Annotated in this window: 19 protein-coding genes and 1 pseudogene; 6 read left to right on the top strand and 14 right to left on the bottom strand. The window is 59.7% G+C overall.

Annotation, left to right across the window (positions count from 1 at the left end):
• On the bottom strand, positions 1–324 hold a 324-nt coding region (locus ACPYOJ_RS30800; protein ID WP_481419649.1), incomplete at its 3' end, for a DUF4118 domain-containing protein.
• A 173-nt stretch (positions 325–497) separates the two neighbouring features.
• Here ACPYOJ_RS30800 and ACPYOJ_RS30805 point away from each other — a divergent pair.
• Positions 498–845 (top strand): response regulator, encoded by a 348-nt coding sequence (locus ACPYOJ_RS30805; RefSeq protein ID WP_168829607.1) that lies wholly within the window; start codon positions 498–500, stop codon positions 843–845.
• Between the two features lie 46 nt (positions 846–891).
• Positions 892–1,956, top strand: a complete 1,065-nt coding sequence (locus tag ACPYOJ_RS30810) for a class I SAM-dependent methyltransferase (RefSeq protein WP_481419636.1) — start codon at positions 892–894, stop codon at positions 1,954–1,956.
• A gap of 24 nt (positions 1,957–1,980) precedes the next feature.
• Here ACPYOJ_RS30810 and ACPYOJ_RS30815 read toward each other — a convergent pair whose 3' ends face one another.
• The 6 genes and pseudogenes from ACPYOJ_RS30815 to ACPYOJ_RS30840 form a co-directional block, all read right to left on the bottom strand.
• The gene (locus ACPYOJ_RS30815) at positions 1,981–2,517 is read right to left on the bottom strand and encodes a MerR family transcriptional regulator (RefSeq protein WP_481419637.1); all 537 of its coding nucleotides are present in this window, start codon (positions 2,515–2,517) and stop codon (positions 1,981–1,983) included.
• Positions 2,518–2,699: 182 nt separating this feature from the next.
• The gene (locus ACPYOJ_RS30820) at positions 2,700–3,038 is read right to left on the bottom strand and encodes an integration host factor subunit alpha (protein WP_481419638.1); all 339 of its coding nucleotides are present in this window, start codon (positions 3,036–3,038) and stop codon (positions 2,700–2,702) included.
• 110 nt (positions 3,039–3,148) lie between these two features.
• Complete coding sequence (locus ACPYOJ_RS30825) at positions 3,149–4,120, bottom strand: beta-ketoacyl-ACP synthase III (protein ID WP_481419639.1); 972 nt, start codon at positions 4,118–4,120, stop codon at positions 3,149–3,151.
• A gap of 19 nt (positions 4,121–4,139) precedes the next feature.
• Positions 4,140–5,186 (bottom strand): phosphate acyltransferase PlsX, encoded by a 1,047-nt coding sequence (plsX, locus tag ACPYOJ_RS30830; protein WP_481419640.1) that lies wholly within the window; start codon positions 5,184–5,186, stop codon positions 4,140–4,142.
• Between the two features lie 103 nt (positions 5,187–5,289).
• Complete coding sequence (locus ACPYOJ_RS30835) at positions 5,290–5,844, bottom strand: YceD family protein (RefSeq protein ID WP_481419641.1); 555 nt, start codon at positions 5,842–5,844, stop codon at positions 5,290–5,292.
• A gap of 10 nt (positions 5,845–5,854) precedes the next feature.
• A pseudogene (locus ACPYOJ_RS30840) lies at positions 5,855–6,447 on the bottom strand (ubiquinol-cytochrome C chaperone family protein).
• 187 nt (positions 6,448–6,634) lie between these two features.
• Here ACPYOJ_RS30840 and ACPYOJ_RS30845 point away from each other — a divergent pair.
• Positions 6,635–7,162 carry an outer membrane protein assembly factor BamE gene (locus ACPYOJ_RS30845; protein WP_168829140.1) on the top strand — a complete coding sequence of 176 codons (528 nt, stop codon included), beginning with the start codon at positions 6,635–6,637 and terminating at the stop codon, positions 7,160–7,162.
• A 68-nt stretch (positions 7,163–7,230) separates the two neighbouring features.
• Here ACPYOJ_RS30845 and ACPYOJ_RS30850 read toward each other — a convergent pair whose 3' ends face one another.
• The 3 genes from ACPYOJ_RS30850 to ACPYOJ_RS30860 form a co-directional block, all read right to left on the bottom strand.
• Positions 7,231–9,366, bottom strand: a complete 2,136-nt coding sequence (locus ACPYOJ_RS30850; protein ID WP_168829139.1) for a sodium-translocating pyrophosphatase — start codon at positions 9,364–9,366, stop codon at positions 7,231–7,233.
• 193 nt (positions 9,367–9,559) lie between these two features.
• Positions 9,560–10,042, bottom strand: coding sequence for a transcription antitermination factor NusB (nusB, locus tag ACPYOJ_RS30855; protein ID WP_168829138.1), 483 nt, complete (start codon positions 10,040–10,042; stop codon positions 9,560–9,562).
• Complete coding sequence (locus ACPYOJ_RS30860; protein ID WP_481419642.1) at positions 10,039–10,500, bottom strand: 6,7-dimethyl-8-ribityllumazine synthase; 462 nt, start codon at positions 10,498–10,500, stop codon at positions 10,039–10,041. The genes nusB and ACPYOJ_RS30860 overlap by 4 nt, the downstream gene beginning before the upstream one ends.
• Positions 10,501–10,833: 333 nt before the next feature.
• Here ACPYOJ_RS30860 and ACPYOJ_RS30865 point away from each other — a divergent pair, with 333 nt between their 5' ends.
• From ACPYOJ_RS30865 to ACPYOJ_RS30875, 3 genes are all read left to right on the top strand, one after another.
• Positions 10,834–11,193: a hypothetical protein gene (locus ACPYOJ_RS30865; RefSeq protein WP_481419643.1), complete on the top strand. Its 360-nt coding sequence runs from the start codon at positions 10,834–10,836 to the stop codon at positions 11,191–11,193.
• Positions 11,194–11,305: 112 nt separating this feature from the next.
• Positions 11,306–11,809: a cupin domain-containing protein gene (locus ACPYOJ_RS30870; protein WP_481419644.1), complete on the top strand. Its 504-nt coding sequence runs from the start codon at positions 11,306–11,308 to the stop codon at positions 11,807–11,809.
• Positions 11,810–11,836: 27 nt separating this feature from the next.
• Positions 11,837–12,370, top strand: coding sequence for a GNAT family N-acetyltransferase (locus tag ACPYOJ_RS30875; RefSeq protein ID WP_481419645.1), 534 nt, complete (start codon positions 11,837–11,839; stop codon positions 12,368–12,370).
• On the opposite strand, the gene ACPYOJ_RS30880 is transcribed toward ACPYOJ_RS30875, so the two are convergent.
• From ACPYOJ_RS30880 to glyA, 4 genes are read right to left on the bottom strand one after another with little or no spacing between them, the layout of a single operon-like run.
• On the bottom strand, positions 12,333–12,953 hold the full coding sequence (locus ACPYOJ_RS30880; protein ID WP_481419646.1) for a riboflavin synthase: 621 nt from the start codon (positions 12,951–12,953) through the stop codon (positions 12,333–12,335). The genes ACPYOJ_RS30875 and ACPYOJ_RS30880 overlap by 38 nt on opposite strands.
• Positions 12,953–14,035, bottom strand: coding sequence for a bifunctional diaminohydroxyphosphoribosylaminopyrimidine deaminase/5-amino-6-(5-phosphoribosylamino)uracil reductase RibD (ribD, locus tag ACPYOJ_RS30885; RefSeq protein WP_481419647.1), 1,083 nt, complete (start codon positions 14,033–14,035; stop codon positions 12,953–12,955). Before ribD ends, ACPYOJ_RS30880 begins: the two co-directional genes overlap by 1 nt.
• Before the next feature lie 3 nt (positions 14,036–14,038).
• Positions 14,039–14,515, bottom strand: a complete 477-nt coding sequence (nrdR, locus tag ACPYOJ_RS30890) for a transcriptional regulator NrdR (protein ID WP_022714748.1) — start codon at positions 14,513–14,515, stop codon at positions 14,039–14,041.
• Between the two features lie 9 nt (positions 14,516–14,524).
• Positions 14,525–15,823: a serine hydroxymethyltransferase gene (gene glyA, locus ACPYOJ_RS30895; RefSeq protein ID WP_481419648.1), complete on the bottom strand. Its 1,299-nt coding sequence runs from the start codon at positions 15,821–15,823 to the stop codon at positions 14,525–14,527.
• Positions 15,824–15,965 lie beyond the last annotated feature (142 nt).

The following is a 15,965-nucleotide window of genomic DNA, read 5'->3' on the forward strand; positions in this document are numbered from 1 at the left end:
GCAGATGACAATCAGGGCATTGATCAGAAACGTCGAAAGAGCGAGCCATTGCGAACCAACCTCGGGCCAGAACGCATTGTCCGGCTCAACAAAGAATAGCTGCACGAGAAAGGCGGATAGCACCGCCGCAAGAAGGCCCGGCCCGGCGCCGCCGAGGAAGCTCGCAAAAACAATCGCGGGAAAGAAACCCAGGAAGGGAAAACCGCTCAACACGTCGCCTGCGGCGAGCCGCAGAAAAAACGTTACAGCAACCAAGGCAACTGCCAGCGGATAGGTCATCCGGGGCTTTTGACGCAGCCAATCGGTCGCGCTCAACAAATCCATATAAAAGAGCCTTCCCTCACCCCTACGCCCGAGGCGTCCTTTCCGATTTTGCATATCGGATTCGAGGCGGCAATACGGGTTTTCTTCATCATTACGAATTCCATCTTGACGACACCCGCTCGCCCGGCAGAATATCGGTTCGACCACCTGGAGGAACACGGGTGCTGAGGGTCATCAAGGACATATTCATCGTCGAGGACGATGCGCTGATCGCGATGCTTCTCGAAGATATGCTCGGCGATATCGGATATCGCGTATCGGCAACCGCGGGCGATCTCGACCAGGCGCTGGCGAAAGCCGAGACCACAGAATTCGACGCAGCTATTCTCGACCTGTCGCTTGCGGGGCGGAGTTCGCTTCCGGTCGCAAAGCGGCTTGATCTCAGGGGAAAGCCCTATGTGTTTGCGACTGGCTATGGGGAACCGCCCGAAGGCATCGACGAGCGGACGCGCCCCATCGTTAAGAAGCCCTTTCAACTGTCTGATCTGCAGCAGGCACTGAGGAGCCTCGCCGGCGCTTGACGCCTGCAAGGCGTTCGCGAGCTTCCGCTACACGCGAGGCGATGACATGCCAAACGATCCAACGCGATCTCATCTGGCGGCGATGAAAGGAGACGGCTTCTACAACCGTCATTCCGCGATGCAGGCGACTGGCATTGCCGCACTTCTTTCATTATGGGAAACCGCGTGCCGGACGGTAACCGTTGGCGAAGGTCCCTTGACCATCGTTGATTATGGTTCCTCGCAAGGCCGCAATTCGATGGCCCCCATGCGCGTTGCGATTAAGGCGCTGCGGTTCCGATCCGGCCCATCCGTGCCAATCGAAATCGTCCATACGGACCTTCCATCGAATGATTTTTCGGCCCTGTTCGAAGCGCTTGTGTCAGAGCCGGGCAGCTACATGAACGACGCTTCCGATGTCTTTCCTTCCGCGATCGGCAGGTCGTATTTCGAGCAATTGCTCCCGCCTCAGCGCGTGCATCTTGGCTGGACAACCTGGGCATTGCAGTGGATGAGTGCCACCACGATAGAAGCGCCTGACCATATTCTCGCTGGAATGAGTGCCACGCCGACTGTGGTCTCTGCAGTGAAAAAGCAACAGGCGAGAGATTGGGAACGCTTCCTGACGCTGCGGTCGCGGGAAATGCGGCCCGGCGCTAAACTCTTAGCGGGGTTTACGGCCCGCACGGCGACCGTCACCGGCTGGGAATGGCTGCTCGGCGAGCTGTGGTCGGCTGTATGCGACATGAGGACGGATGGCCGACTTTCGGAACGAGAGCAGAATCATCTCACGATACCGATTGGTCTTCGAACATTGGAAGAGATTCAACAGCCATTTATACAAGCTGAAAATTTCGCTGACCTTGAACTCGAGCATCTTGATCTCGTCAAACTCACCGATCCTTGCTGGGAGCAATTCGAAAGAAGTGGTGATGTATTGGCCTTCGCCAAGCATCACGCAGACATGACGCAAGCTTGGTGCGGGCCGATGATCGCCAGCTTGATTGAGCCGTCTCGCGAACCAGCCGCCTTGGTGACTGAGCTGTTTACCCGCTTTGAGCGTCGACTGTCTGATTGTCCCACACCCCATGAACTCTACATGGCCGCCGTCGTGTTGTCCAAACGAGCATAGCCGGATTCGCTCGGGCTTTGTCGCCTACCGTACCTGATCGAGAAGGCGCTTACATTCCAGGAGATCGTAAAGCGCCTCCTGAAGCAGCGCTCTATCCTCCTTGCCGACGCTCGACTTGCCGATCGAGACTTCGGCTTGATCATCGTCGCCGCTGACGAAGTTGAAGAAACGGCGCGTAATCGGTGCCTTTGCGCGCCCGACCAGCTGATCCTCATCTGCAACGCTGACGCGCGGCTCGCTCGAACCGCCATCCTTGGGGCCTGTCGCCAGCGCCTCGACGCTGGCGAGATCGCCTTGCGCAACAGCCACCACGAACTTGTTGCCGTTGGTCTTCAAGAGCTTCTGAACGCCCTTGATCGTGTAGCCGTGGTCATAAAGAAGATGCCGTATTCCCTTCAGAAGATCGACATCTTCCGGCCGGTAATAGCGGCGTCCGCCGCCTCGTTTCATCGGTTTTATCTGGGGAAAGCGGGTTTCCCAGAAACGGAGAACATGCTGCGGAAGATCAAGGTCGTCCGCAACCTCGCTGATTGTTCGGAAAGCATCGGGGCTCTTGTCCAACGTCGTACTCCCTACACCATCTAGCGTGGCGGTCGAAACCGCGACTCATCATATTTCAACGGTTTGAGGCGTCGAATTCAAGTCACGTCTTCGCGCAGCCCACAGATCGGAAGGCGAAACCGAAGAAAAAGATAGGGAGATATCAATCAGAGATAAGGAGGGCCAGCTCTTCGTCGGCGGCCTTACATGGCCGGATTGGCAGGCTTCAGCTTGATCTTCCGCATCGCGTGCGCCTTGAGAATGCGCGTTTTGAGGACATTCGAGGCCTTGAAGGTCATTACGCGGCGCGGCGAAATCGGAACCTCTTCGCCGGTCTTGGGATTTCGGCCGATGCGCTCGTTCTTGTCGCGGACCTGAAAGGTAGCGAACGAGGAAAGCTTGACGGTCTCGCCACGTACGATGGCGTTGCAGATTTCATCGAGCACGGTCTCTACGAGTTCAGCCGACTCGGTACGGGAGAGACCGACCTTCCGGAATACCGATTCCGCCAGGTCTGCTCGCGTCACTGTCTTTCCGGTCATGGTTTCCCCGCCACATTCTACAAATCTTTTATGAAAGTGAGCAAAGACTATTGTTCTTGCGTGTTACGGTCAAGCTCTTGTTCGTCGCCACTTTTTCGGATTTGTTACCGCTACCAGCGTAGGAGCATTGCCCCCCAGGTGAAGCCACCGCCCATCGCCTCCAGCATCACGAGGTCGCCTTTTTTGATGCGCCCGTCGCCCGCCGCAGTGGCAAGCGCAAGCGGAATGGAAGCGGCGGACGTATTGCCATGCAGATCGACCGTCACGACCACCTTTTCGGGTGCGATGCTCAGCTTTTTGGCGGAGCCATCGATGATGCGGCGGTTCGCCTGATGAGGTACGAGCCAGTCCAGATCATCGGCCGTCGTGCCCGTTGAATCGAAGGCAGCCTGAATCACATCGGTGATCATGCCCACGGCATATTTGAAGACTTCGCGGCCTTCCATGCGCAGCTTGCCGACGGTGCCGGTGCTGGATGGACCGCCATCGACGTAAAGCTTTTCCTTATGGGATCCATCGGAACGAAGGTGCGCCGTCAGGACACCACGATCGGAAGTGCTGCCCTGCCCTTCAGCGGCTTCGAGCACGATCGCGCCGGCGCCGTCGCCGAAGAGAACGCAGGTGGTGCGGTCGTTCCAGTCAAGGATGCGCGAGAAGGTCTCGGCGCCGATGACCAGGGCGCGTTTAGCGAGGCCACCACGGATATAAGCATCGGCCGTCGTCACCGCATAGACGAAGCCGGTGCAGACCGCCTGAACGTCGAATGCGAAGCCGTGGTGCATGCCGAGACGGTTCTGGATGTTGACCGCCGTCGCCGGAAAGGTGTTGTCGGGCGTCGAGGTCGCACAGATGATGAGATCGATGTCAGCGGGCGTCAGGCCTGCATTGTCGAGTGCCGCGCGGGCGGCCTGCTCACCCAGCGAGGAGGTGGTTTCGCCCTCGCCGGCGATATATCTCTGGCGGATGCCCGTCCGCTGGACGATCCATTCGTCCGAAGTGTCAACGACATCTTCCATCTCGCGATTGGTCATAACGCGCTTCGGAAGTGCGGCTCCGAACCCGCGAACCACTGAACGGATCATTCTGCTTAAGTCCTATCGTTCATGCCGCTTCCGGCCCCTTCGGGGGCAAAGGCTTGGCATGATACCTCTTGAGATCGTTTTCTATTTTCTGATTGAGGCCATTCTTGGCCATGTCATAGCCGACTTCGATGGCAGCAGCGATACCATCGGCATTGGCGCCACCATGGCTCTTGATGACGATACCGTTGAGGCCAAGGAATACGCCGCCATTGACCTTGCTGGGGTCCATCTTTTCGCGAAGCATGTCGAAAGCAGCCTTGGCGAAGAGATAGCCGATCTTGGCAAGCAGCGTGCGCGTCATCGCCGCGCGCAGATATTCGCCGATCTGCTTTGCCGTACCTTCAGCCGCCTTCAAGGCGATATTGCCTGAAAAGCCCTCCGTGACGACGACATCGACGGTACCTTTGCCGATGTCATTGCCTTCGACGAAACCGGAATATTCGAGCGAATCGATGTTGGCCTCGCGAAGCAGCCGGCCCGCCTCCCTGACCTCTTCCTGGCCCTTCATTTCTTCGACGCCGACATTGAGCAGGCCGATCGTCGGGCGTTCGAGCTCGAACAGGGCGCGGGCCATGGCGCCGCCCATCAAGGCGAAATCCATGAGCTGCTGAGAATCGGCGCCGATCGTGGCGCCGACATCTAGAACGATGCTTTCCCCCCGCAGTGTCGGCCAGATCGCCGCAATCGCAGGACGCTCGATATTGGCCATCGTGCGCAGACAGAACTTCGCCATCGCCATGAGCGCTCCGGTGTTGCCCGCCGAAACGGCTACATCGGCCTCGCCCGTCTTAACGGCTTCGATGGTACGCCACATCGTGGAAATATAGCGGCCGCGGCGCAGCGCCTGGCTCGGCTTCTCGTCCATGCGGACGGCGAGCTCGCAATCGTGAAAAACGGAGTGTTCGCGGACTTTCGGAAACTTGGCAAGAACCGGATCACACTGCTCTTTCAGTCCGTAGAAGACGAATGAGATATCCGGATGCCTTTCCAGCGCCTTAGCGGCACCTGGGATGACAACCTCGGGACCGAAGTCGCCACCCATGAGGTCGAGAGATATTCTGATCACGCGTCCCTGATCCTTGATTCTTCCGCGCGGGGCGAAAATTTCGGCCAAAATACCGGTTTTCCTGTCGCTTACAACTGAATTGTATCAAATACCCAACGGGTCTTCAGTCCTTCTTCCAGTCCTTGAGCGCTGCAAAGGCGGAGGGCTTTTTGTCGTTTTCGCCGGTATCCTCGATATGATCGGCGAACTCAATACCCTCTTTGCGTGGATAGGAATCAATCGCGAGCGCGGCGAACTCCGTGACCACTTCGCCTGCGTCGATCGTATCACCAGTGAAGGTTTCGGGCAGATCCGGCCCGTCGGGATCAAGAACCATTTCGCCAGCGTCGTTGGCCGGGTGCCGGGCAAGTTTCGACGTCTCAGGCACGAAGATCTGTTCGAACTGCTCGTCGATCGAGGACGGCACGGGGTCGAGGGTGACGACGCACGCTTGAACGATCTTTGCCTGCACCCTGCCCTTGACGCGGATGCCGTCTTTTTTCCAGCGATTGATCTGGAGGTCGGCACGCAAATCATCGACGGAAAGAACGTCCCAGGCCTTCGCAAGCGCCTTCAACTCCTTCTGGTCCGCCTCGACGTGCACCTCGACGGGATTTGCGGAGATATGGCCGACCTTGACGAGGTAGGAAAACGGAATGTCGTCGTTGCGCTGTCTCATAGCTTCCTCCTTACGCTGCCTGCGGCAGCGTCGCCGAGCCCGTCGAGATCCGGTCCTCCGACTGAGCCGACAGATCAGCTTCGGCATCGAACATCCAGCTGGCAAGCGCCGTCATATCCTGCATGTTGGCTGCTGCCTCTGGGTGGATGTTGCGCTGGAGAGCCAGCGCAAGCGCCGCACGATCGCCGGCATCCAATGCCGCCGAGTAGGATTCAAGCCGGCCGTAGAACATGCCGGCAAGCTTCTTCATCCGCTTCGGCACGCCCACGTCACCGATGCCAAGTTCGCGGATCGAATGGTCGATATCCTGAAAGAAGGCGTCCACGATCTCCTGCGCGATCTCCTGGCCGCTGGTTCCGGAGGAACGCGTTCGCCGGAAAAAAAGGATCATCACCAGAGATAGCATCTCGAAACGACCCATCACGGTGTCTGGAACATTCATGCCCTCATAGAATTGCGGCATGCGCGCTGCTGCGGTCAGTGTCGAATACTGCCGATCGACAATTGCCTGATTGCTGTTCTTCTTACGAAAAAGCCCGAAGATCATAGTTTCTTCCGGAAAAGCCTTATTCTTCACGCGCCGTAGCGCGGGCCGTGTTGCATGATTTCGAAAGCTGGTTTACCGAAGCAAGCGCGAATTGCAATGCCGAAGGTGACCACTTTCGGAACAGTGTCCTTGTAGGTTGGATCCTGGGGAATGGGAAAATTCGACCCCGGAAAGGCCACAAAGATTTTGCATCAGCGGTGATTGCAGGGCTCGAAGCTGCCTATCGATACTTAAAGGGAGTAAATGTCGTTGAAGAGACGGTATTTCAAGTATGACATGAAATTCTTCAGCAGCGCAGCCATTGCCATCATCATTTCCGCAGCAGGTCTTACCAGCTGCGAGAGCACCGGCACCGTCCTCAACGGCGGCTATGTCGTCGACCAGGAGTCCCTCAATCTCGTTCCCGAAGGTTCGAGCCGCGAACAGGTGCTCCTGTCGCTTGGCACGCCTTCGACCACGGCAACGTTCGACAGCGAAGTCTTCTATTATATTTCACAGAAGCGCACCCGTTCCGTCGCCTTCCAAAAGTTGAAGGTCGTGGATCAGAGCGTGCTTGCGATTTATTTCGACAAGGACGGCGTCGTGACACGGCGGGCGAACTACACCCTTCAGGACGGCAAGGTATTCGATACGATTTCGCGCGTGACCCCGACCGGCGGCCGTGAGCTGAGCTTCCTTCAGCAGGTTCTGGCCGGCGGCGCCGGCAGCGCAGCCAAGAGCCTGTTCGGAACGCCCTCCGGCAATCCGGCGAACCCAGCAAGTATCCAGTAGGATCGAAACCCAAAAAGAAACCCGCCGGATCGCTCCGGCGGGTTTTTTTATTGTACCTTTCTGTTCGATCAGGCCAGCACGGCCAGCAGCAGCAAGGCGACGATATTGGTGATCTTGATCGCCGGATTGACGGCTGGCCCGGCGGTGTCCTTGTAAGGATCGCCGACCGTATCGCCGGTGACGGACGCCTTGTGCGCATCCGAACCCTTCATATGGCGAACACCGTTCTTATCGACGAAGCCATCCTCGAAGGACTTCTTTGCGTTGTCCCATGCGCCGCCGCCCGAGGTCATCGAAATGGCGACGAAGAGGCCGTTGATGATCACCCCGAGCAGCGATGCGCCGAGCGCCGCAAACGCCGAGGCCTTGGAGCCGGAGATCAGCAGGACGCCGAAATAGACAACGATCGGAGCCAGAACCGGCAGCAGCGAGGGGATGATCATCTCGCGAATCGCGGCCTTTGTCAGCAGATCCACCGCCTTGCCGTAGTCCGGCTTTTCGGTGCCCTGCATGATGCCCGGCTTCGTCTTGAACTGAAGACGCACTTCCTCGACGATCGCGCCGGCGGCGCGGCCGACCGCCGTCATCGCGATGCCACCGAAAAGGTAGGGAATGAGGCCACCGAAGAGGAGACCCGCCACGACATAGGGATTCGACAGTTCAAAGGAGATCGTGCCGATATTCGCGAAGTATGGATATTGGTCGCCGTGCTGGGCGAAATACTGCAGGTCGTTCGCATAAGCTGCAAAAAGCACCAGCGCGCCGAGACCGGCAGAGCCGATCGCATAGCCTTTGGTCACGGCCTTCGTGGTGTTACCGACGGCGTCCAGCGCGTCCGTCGACTTGCGGACCTCCGGCGGCAGGTGGGACATTTCGGCGATGCCGCCGGCATTGTCGGTCACCGGGCCGAAGGCATCGAGCGCCACGATCATGCCGGCAAGTCCGAGCATGGCAGTGACAGCGATGCCGGTCCCGAAGAGGCCGCCCAGCTGGTAGGTGGCGATAATGCCGCCGACGATGACGATTGCGGGCAGCGCTGTCGATTCCAGGGAGACAGCGAGGCCCTGAATGACATTGGTTCCGTGTCCGGTCACCGAGGCCTGCGCGATGGAATTGACCGGGCGCTTGTTGGTGCCGGTGTAATATTCGGTGATGACGACGATAAGTGCCGTCACCACGAGGCCGACCAAACCGCAGACGAAGAGGTTCGTGCCCGTGACTTCGGCACCGCCGACCTGCCCGAGCGAACCCCATCCCACCGTCAGGGACGTTGCCAAACCAAGCCCAATGATCGACAGCAGGCCGGTGACCACCAGGCCCTTGTAAAGGGCGCCCATGATCGAGCCGTTGCTGCCGAGCTTGACGAAGAAGGTGCCTATGATCGAGGTGATGATGCAAGCGCCGCAGATCGCCAGTGGGTAGATCATCGCCGACTGCAGGATCGGTGCGCCGGCAAAGAAGATCGAGGCGAGAACCATGGTCGCGACGACCGAGACGGCGTAGGTCTCGAAAAGGTCGGCTGCCATGCCCGCGCAGTCGCCGACGTTGTCGCCGACGTTATCTGCGATCGTTGCCGGATTGCGCGGATCGTCCTCGGGAATACCAGCCTCTACCTTGCCGACCAGGTCGCCGCCGACATCCGCACCCTTGGTGAAGATCCCGCCGCCAAGGCGGGCGAAGATCGAGATCAGCGACGCGCCGAAGCCGAGCGCGACGAGAGCGTCGATGACTTCGCGAGAACCGCTTTCGTGGCCGAGCAGGACGGTCAGGATGAAATAGTAGATCGATACGCCGAGCAGCGCCAAGCCGGCAACGAGCATGCCGGTGATCGCTCCCGATTTGAAGGCGATGTCGAGGCCAGCGGAAAGGCTATGCGAGGCGGCCTGCGCCGTGCGCACGTTGGCCCGGACGGATACGTGCATGCCGATAAAGCCGGCAGCACCAGAAAGAACGGCGCCGATCAGAAATCCGATGGCCGCCGTGCCGGAAAGAAGCAGCCAAGCTGCAATGAAAACAACGATACCGACGATCGCAATCGCCTTGTACTGGCGCATCAGATAAGCCTGCGCGCCCTCGCGGATATAGCCCGCGATTTCCTGCATGCGGCTGTTCCCCTGATCGGCGGCCAGCACCGACCGGGTTGCCCAGATGGCATAGGCCACCGAGAGCAGACCGCATATTATTACACTTATAAGAATGGTCATTCGCTCCTCCTCCCAATGCGCCGAAAACTCCTCCGCTCGGCGCGAGCGCAGCCGAATCGTCTTCTCTCCACTAAAACGGTCTAGCTTTGCGTCCGGAGATTGCGTGGCAGAAAACAGGACGTCAAGACCGCCAAGGGCGAAAACCCTTGCAGTGCAGCAGAAACAGGGAAATGGTGCGCTAGTGGACGGAAGGCTACTTCTTCGCCTCGCCGCGCACCTGCTTGGCGATGCGGTCGAGCACGGCGTTGACGAGCTTCGGCTCGTCGTCTTCGAAGAAGGCCCGGGCGATCTCGACATATTCCGTGACGATCACAGCCACCGGCACGTCCTTGCGGTCGAGAAGTTCGAAGACCCCGGCGCGCAGGATGGCGCGCACGGTGCTGTCCAGGCGCGAAAGCGCCCAGTCGTCCTGGAGAGCGGAGGCAATCAGCGGATCAAGGCGCAGTTGCTCGCGCACGACGCCGGAGACGATGGAGCGGAACCAGGCGGGATCGGCCTTGAGATAGGTTTCGCCGTCAATTTCCTGGCCGAGGCGATGCGCCTCGTATTCGGCGACAATCTCCAGAACACCGGCTCCGCCGACATCCATCTGATAGAGCGCCTGAACGGCAGCCAGCCGCGCAGCCCCGCGCTGGTTCGCCGTCTTCACCTGACGCTCCGGGTTTTCATTGCTCATTCGTATGCACCCAATTTCTTCTTCAGCTCGATCATCGTGAGAGCTGCACGAGCGGCAAATCCGCCCTTGTCCTTGTCCGAGCGGCGGGCGCGCACCCAGGCCTGCTCATCGTTTTCGACCGTCAGGATACCGTTGCCGATAGCCAGCGACTCGCTGACAGCGAGATCCATCAGTGCGCGGGAGGATTCGTTCGAAACGATCTCGAAATGATAGGTCTCGCCGCGGATGACCGTACCAAGCGCGACATAGCCATCATAGTGCGTGCCGCCATTATCCGCGCCATCGAGCGCAATGGCGATCGCCGCCGGAATTTCCAGGGCACCCGGAACGGTCACGACCTCGTAGGTCGCGCCAGCCTCTTTCAAAGCGAAGGTGGCACCGTCCAGAAGTGCATCTGCCATGTCGTCGTAGAAGCGGGCTTCGACGATCAAAATATGGGGAGCGTTGTCTCGCGCCATGCATCACCTTCGGTTTTTGAGGACTTTGCCACTCGGCAGGCCGCGGTCAAAACACGCCTGCCGACGAATGGCAAGTAAATTCGGATCATGGCTGAAATGCAAATACGGAAATCGCTGCAACAGGATAGCAGATGTGCAGGATCACCCCTCGCGGCGAGCCCTGCCGAACGCCTTGAAAAGGGCAAATCAAGGGCAGCTAAAATGAATAATTTGTAATTATATTTCAGCACGTTAGCCCATTGATTTCGCACGTCAGCTGACCCAATTCAAAATGCGTAACGCAGACGATCCCTGCATGACAGGCGACCGCCGCAGCTGATGAAAGGATACATCATGAACCGCGTTGCTAAAATCATCATCGCATCCGCCCTCTCCTCCCTCGCGCTTGCCGGCGTCAGCCGTGCTGAAAGCCTTGGCATGAACACCACAGGCGGCATCGACCAAACGCTGCGCAATTTCCACGGCACGGACTTCAACGTCCAGCAGTTCTACGCCTGGAACGGTGAGAACCCCGACGTAGAAGGTCCGCGCTCTGCTCCGCAGCGCTCGGCATACGATGTTCGCCGACTCCAGGCCTCGATCCATGCCAACCGAATGCTGACCCGTGAGCTCGCAAGTAAAGGGGTGAACGTCCATGATGTCGTCAACGCCGAACAGGCGGCGGACGGCAGCATCACCTTCTATACCAGCTGATCGGAAAGAGGCGGCGCAGTTCGCCGCGCCGCCTCTTTCAACAATTCTTCCGAAGCCTATTGAATTTCAGCTCGGATTGGTGGTCTCCTGACCCTCGTAAAGGGGAGAAGACATGCCGCGGGACATCAAACCGGTTCTCAATGTTGCCGATCTGACACTCGAGCGCTGGACACAGGGCGCCCTCTATGAGAGCGCCGATGCTTCGTTCGGCCGTCTGCTCGGCCTCTCCAATCTCGGAATCAGCTACAACGAAGTGCCGCCCGGCAAATCGAGCTGTCCGTTCCACAATCACCATGTCGAGGATGAATTGTTCTTCGTGATTGAGGGAACAGGCGAATATCGCTTCGGCAGCGAACGTTATCCAATCAAGAAGGGCGACACGCTCGGCGCACCGGCTGGGGGCAAGGAAACGGCACATCAAATCCTTAACACCGGCACGACGACGCTGATCTATCTCGGCATTTCGACGACGGCGAAGACGGAGGTCGTCGAATACCCCGACTCCGGGAAATTTCTTGCCAAAACAAATCACGAGGAAGCGCAGTCCGGCCGCTTCCGCTTCATCGGGCGCGCGGAAAGCGATCTCGACTATTGGGACGGCGAACCCGGCGCGTGAAATGGCGTTTTTCAGAGAACGATATCCATGGTCAGTATTCCTACCATCGAAACCCAGCGATTGATTCTGCGGCCCCACCGCCTCGAAGATTTCAATGATTATGTGAACTTGTGGAGCGATGAAGCCGTCGTCCGCTTCATCAGTGGCGTACCGTCGACGCGCGAGCAAACCTGGGCGAGGCTGATACGCAGCGCCGGCATGTGGCATTTCATGGGCTTCGGCTTTCTCGCAATCGAAGAGAAGGAAACGGGCCGGCTTATCGGCGAAGCGGGCTTCCACGAGGTGCGGCGGGACATGAAACCGTCCCTCGAAGGCACGCTGGAGACCGGATGGGTGCTGCTGCCGTCCGCGCATGGGCGCGGCTACGCCACCGAAGCCTTGAAAGCATTGCTTCGATGGGCTGAAGCGAATTTTCCTGGCAAGGCCGTGACCTGCATCATCAGCCCCGACAATGCGCCATCACTTCGCGTTGCCGAGAAACTCGGCTTTCGCGAGGTGGCGCGTTCCGACTATCACGGCGAAATCATTCTGCTTTCGCGGACGGGAACTCAGCCAGCCTAGCCGCATAGCGCGCCATCGTATCGACCTCGAAATTGACGAAATCGCCGGCCTTGCGCTCGCCCCAGGTCGTGACCTCAAGCGTGTGGCGGATCAACAGGACATCAAAATCGGCGCCGTCGACCGCGTTGACGGTCAGCGACGTGCCATCGAGCGCAATCGAGCCCTTCGGCGCCACGAATTTGGCGAGATGCTCCGGCGCGCGCAGCCGGTAGCGCGTAGCGTCGCCTTCAGCGGTCACCGAGAGGATTTCGGCTTTGCCATCGACATGCCCGGAAACGATGTGGCCGCCGAGCTCGTCACCGATTTTCAGAGAGCGCTCGAGGTTGACGCGCGTCCCCTCCTTCCAGGTCGCGATGGTCGTGAGCCGAAGCGCCTCCTCCCAGGCCTCGACCTCGAACCAGCGGCCGTTGCTGCCTTCGTCCGGCAGGCCGGTGACTGTCAGGCACACGCCCGAATGCGAAATCGACGCCCCCATATCGATGGTCGCCGGATCGTAAGCGGTGGCCACGCGGAGCTTGACGCCCTCGTTCATGGGGGAAACGGACTCGATCGTGCCGACGTCGGTGACAATTCCGGTGAACATCAAAGCTCTCTTTCGTATTCGTCCAGGCGGTCTTCGCCGAAAATAAACGTGCCCTTATGAGCAAAACCCGATGGCATGTCGGTCTTCCGCAGCGGCGATTCAATACCTCCCTCGCCGATCGTTCCCGGACCTTGATAAAGCTGGATGCGATCGACCAGGCCGGCGTTGAGGAAAAGCCGCGCCGTCTTCGCTCCGCCTTCCACGAGCAGCGAGGAGATGCCGCGCGAGGCGAGTGCAGGCAGCAGCACCTCGGGGTGGTAGGGACTGCAGGGAAGTATTTCGACGCCGGCAGACCGCAGGGGTGCGGCGCGAGCTTCGTCCATCTCTGGCCTTGCAACCACGATGACCGGCACGTCTCGCGCGGAGTTGACCAGTTTGCTGGTGAGCGGCAGCTCCAGCGCCGGATCAAGTACGATGCGGATCGGCGATTGCGATTCGAGGCCGGGCGTGCGCACTGTCAGCAGCGGGTCGTCGGCAATCGCAGTACCGATGCCGACGAGGATGGCATCTGTTTCGGCACGCAGTGAATGAACCTGCGCACGGGCGGCCGGTCCGGTGATCGCCACCTGTCCCCCGCCTTCCCGCCCGATCATGCCGTCAGCCGAAACGGCAAGTTTGAGAGTGACATAGGGGCGGTTCTTCGTCTGCCGGGTGAGATAACCGGCGAGCGCCCGCCGGCCCTCCTCCTCCAGCACCCCGGCATCAACCTCGATGCCCGCAGCGCGCAGCAACGCGATGCCCCGGCCGGAAACGCGTGGATCGGGATCGGTGACGGCAATGACGACGCGGGCGACGCCGTAGGCAATCAGGGCCTCCGCGCAGGGCGGTGTCTTGCCGTGGTGCGAGCAAGGCTCGAGTGTCACATAGGCGGTGGCGCCGCGGGCAAGCTCGCCTGCGTCGGCGAGCGCTTGCGGCTCCGCATGCGGGCGGCCACCCAGCGCGGTAACGCCGCGGCCGACGATCACGCCATCGCGAACGATCAGACAGCCGACGGAAGGGTTCGTCGAGGTCTGGCCGGTATGCCAGCGGGAGAGCCGGATCGCCGCGGCCATGAAACGCTCGTCGTGCGGCCCGACGCCCATGGCTCAAGTCTCCAGCGTGTCGCGGCTGATCTTCGCGTTGATCTCGGAGATGACCTTTTCGAAATCCTCGGCATGCGAGAAATCCCGGTAGACCGACGCATAGCGAACGAAGCCGACGTCATCGAGGCTTTTGAGGGCCTCGAGCACCTGAAGGCCAATGGCCTCGGAGCTGATTTCGACCTCACCGGAGCTTTCGAGGCGCCGTACGATGCCGGACACGGCGCGCTCGATGCGGTCGCGGTCGACCGGGCGCTTGCGCAGTGCGATCTCGAAGGACCGTACCAGCTTGTCGCGGTCGAAAGGCACCTTGCGTCCGGTCTTCTTGACGACCATCAGCTCGCGCAGTTGCACGCGCTCGAAGGTGGTAAAACGGCCCCCGCAATCGGGACAGATACGCCTGCGGCGGATGGACGTGTTGTCCTCCGCCGGGCGTGAATCCTTGACCTGGGTGTCTTCCGATCCGCAGAATGGGCAGCGCATGCGCTACTCTCAGCCGATGTAATCGTACATTGGGAAGCGGCCGGTCAGTTGAGTGACCTTGCCGCGGACTGCGGCTTCCACAGCTGCATTCCCCTCGTCGGAATTGGCGACCTTCAGGCCATCCAGGACCTCGACGATGAGATTGCCGATTTCCTTGAATTCCGCTTCCTTGAAGCCGCGCGTGGTGCCGGCCGGAGCGCCGAGACGCACACCCGAGGTGACGAAGGGCTTCTCAGGATCGAACGGAATGCCGTTCTTGTTGCAGGTGATGTAGGCGCGGCCGAGTGCCGCTTCCGCGCGCTTTCCGGTGGCGTTCTTCTTGCGAAGGTCGACGAGCATCAGGTGGTTGTCCGTGCCGCCGGAAACGACGTCGAGGCCGCCTGCGATCAGGGTTTCGGCCAGCGCCTTGGCATTCTTGACGATCTGGGCCGCGTAATCCTTGAATTCAGGCTGCAGCGCTTCACTGAAGGCAACGGCCTTGGCGGCAATGATGTGCATCAGCGGACCGCCCTGGAGACCCGGGAAGACGGCCGAGTTGAACTTCTTCGCCAGATCTTCGTCATTCGTCAGGATCACACCACCGCGCGGGCCGCGGAGCGACTTGTGGGTCGTCGTCGTCGCGACATGGCAGTGCGGGAACGGCGACGGATGCTGGCCACCGGCGACGAGGCCGGCGATGTGGGCCATGTCAACCATCAGGTAGGCACCGACGGAGTCGGCGATCTCGCGGAAACGCTTCCAGTCCCAGATACGCGAGTAAGCGGTGCCGCCGGCGATGATGAGCTTCGGCTTGTGCTCTTGGGCCTTGCGGGCGACTTCGTCCATATCGAGCAGGTTGTCGCCCTCGCGGACGCCGTAGGAAACGACGTTGAACCACTTGCCGGACATGTTGACCGGCGAACCATGCGTCAGGTGACCGCCCGAGTTGAGGTCGAGGCCCATGAAGGTGTCGCCCGGCTGCAGCAGCGCCAGGAAGACCGCCTGGTTCATCTGCGAACCGGAATTCGGCTGGACGTTCGCAAAATTGACGCCGAAGAGCTTCTTGGCACGTTCGATCGCCAGTTCTTCAGCGATATCGACGAACTGGCAGCCGCCGTAGTAGCGCTTGCCCGGATAGCCTTCCGCATACTTGTTCGTCATGATGGAGCCCTGGGCTTCCAGCACCGCGCGGGAAACGATGTTTTCCGAGGCGATCAGCTCAATCTCATGCCGCTGGCGGCCGAGTTCCTTCTGGATCGCGCCGAAGATTTCCGGATCGGTATCGGCGAGCGAACGATTGAAGAAGGTTTCGGTAGAAGCATTTGTCATCGGCGGGCTCCTCAACTGGAATGGGCGAAGCTTTAGCGTTCCGCCCTGCCAAGAGCAATACGAAGAACGACATTTGCTAGGCAAAGAGCGCGAGGCGGCAACCGCCGAACAAAAAACCGCGCTCGAAGGCGCGGTCTTCAAA

The sequence above is a fragment of the Rhizobium sp. SVR5-9E genome, from assembly GCF_056755095.1.

Coding starts and splice junctions, on each gene's coding strand:
- glyA (WP_481419648.1), bottom strand. CDS start 15,823: ATGACAAATGCTTCTACCGAAACCTTCTTCAATCGTTCGCTCGCCGAT.
- ACPYOJ_RS30835 (WP_481419641.1), bottom strand. CDS start 5,844: ATGAGACAGCGCAACGACGACATTCCGTTTTCCTACCTCGTCAAGGTC.
- nusB (WP_168829138.1), bottom strand. CDS start 10,042: ATGAGCAATGAAAACCCGGAGCGTCAGGTGAAGACGGCGAACCAGCGC.
- ribD (WP_481419647.1), bottom strand. CDS start 14,035: ATGGGCGTCGGGCCGCACGACGAGCGTTTCATGGCCGCGGCGATCCGG.
- ACPYOJ_RS30860 (WP_481419642.1), bottom strand. CDS start 10,500: ATGGCGCGAGACAACGCTCCCCATATTTTGATCGTCGAAGCCCGCTTC.
- ACPYOJ_RS30845 (WP_168829140.1), top strand. CDS start 6,635: ATGTCGTTGAAGAGACGGTATTTCAAGTATGACATGAAATTCTTCAGC.
- ACPYOJ_RS30875 (WP_481419645.1), top strand. CDS start 11,837: ATGGTCAGTATTCCTACCATCGAAACCCAGCGATTGATTCTGCGGCCC.
- ACPYOJ_RS30820 (WP_481419638.1), bottom strand. CDS start 3,038: ATGACCGGAAAGACAGTGACGCGAGCAGACCTGGCGGAATCGGTATTC.
- nrdR (WP_022714748.1), bottom strand. CDS start 14,515: ATGCGCTGCCCATTCTGCGGATCGGAAGACACCCAGGTCAAGGATTCA.
- ACPYOJ_RS30865 (WP_481419643.1), top strand. CDS start 10,834: ATGAACCGCGTTGCTAAAATCATCATCGCATCCGCCCTCTCCTCCCTC.
- ACPYOJ_RS30870 (WP_481419644.1), top strand. CDS start 11,306: ATGCCGCGGGACATCAAACCGGTTCTCAATGTTGCCGATCTGACACTC.
- ACPYOJ_RS30850 (WP_168829139.1), bottom strand. CDS start 9,366: ATGACCATTCTTATAAGTGTAATAATATGCGGTCTGCTCTCGGTGGCC.
- ACPYOJ_RS30810 (WP_481419636.1), top strand. CDS start 892: ATGCCAAACGATCCAACGCGATCTCATCTGGCGGCGATGAAAGGAGAC.
- ACPYOJ_RS30825 (WP_481419639.1), bottom strand. CDS start 4,120: ATGATCCGTTCAGTGGTTCGCGGGTTCGGAGCCGCACTTCCGAAGCGC.
- ACPYOJ_RS30880 (WP_481419646.1), bottom strand. CDS start 12,953: ATGTTCACCGGAATTGTCACCGACGTCGGCACGATCGAGTCCGTTTCC.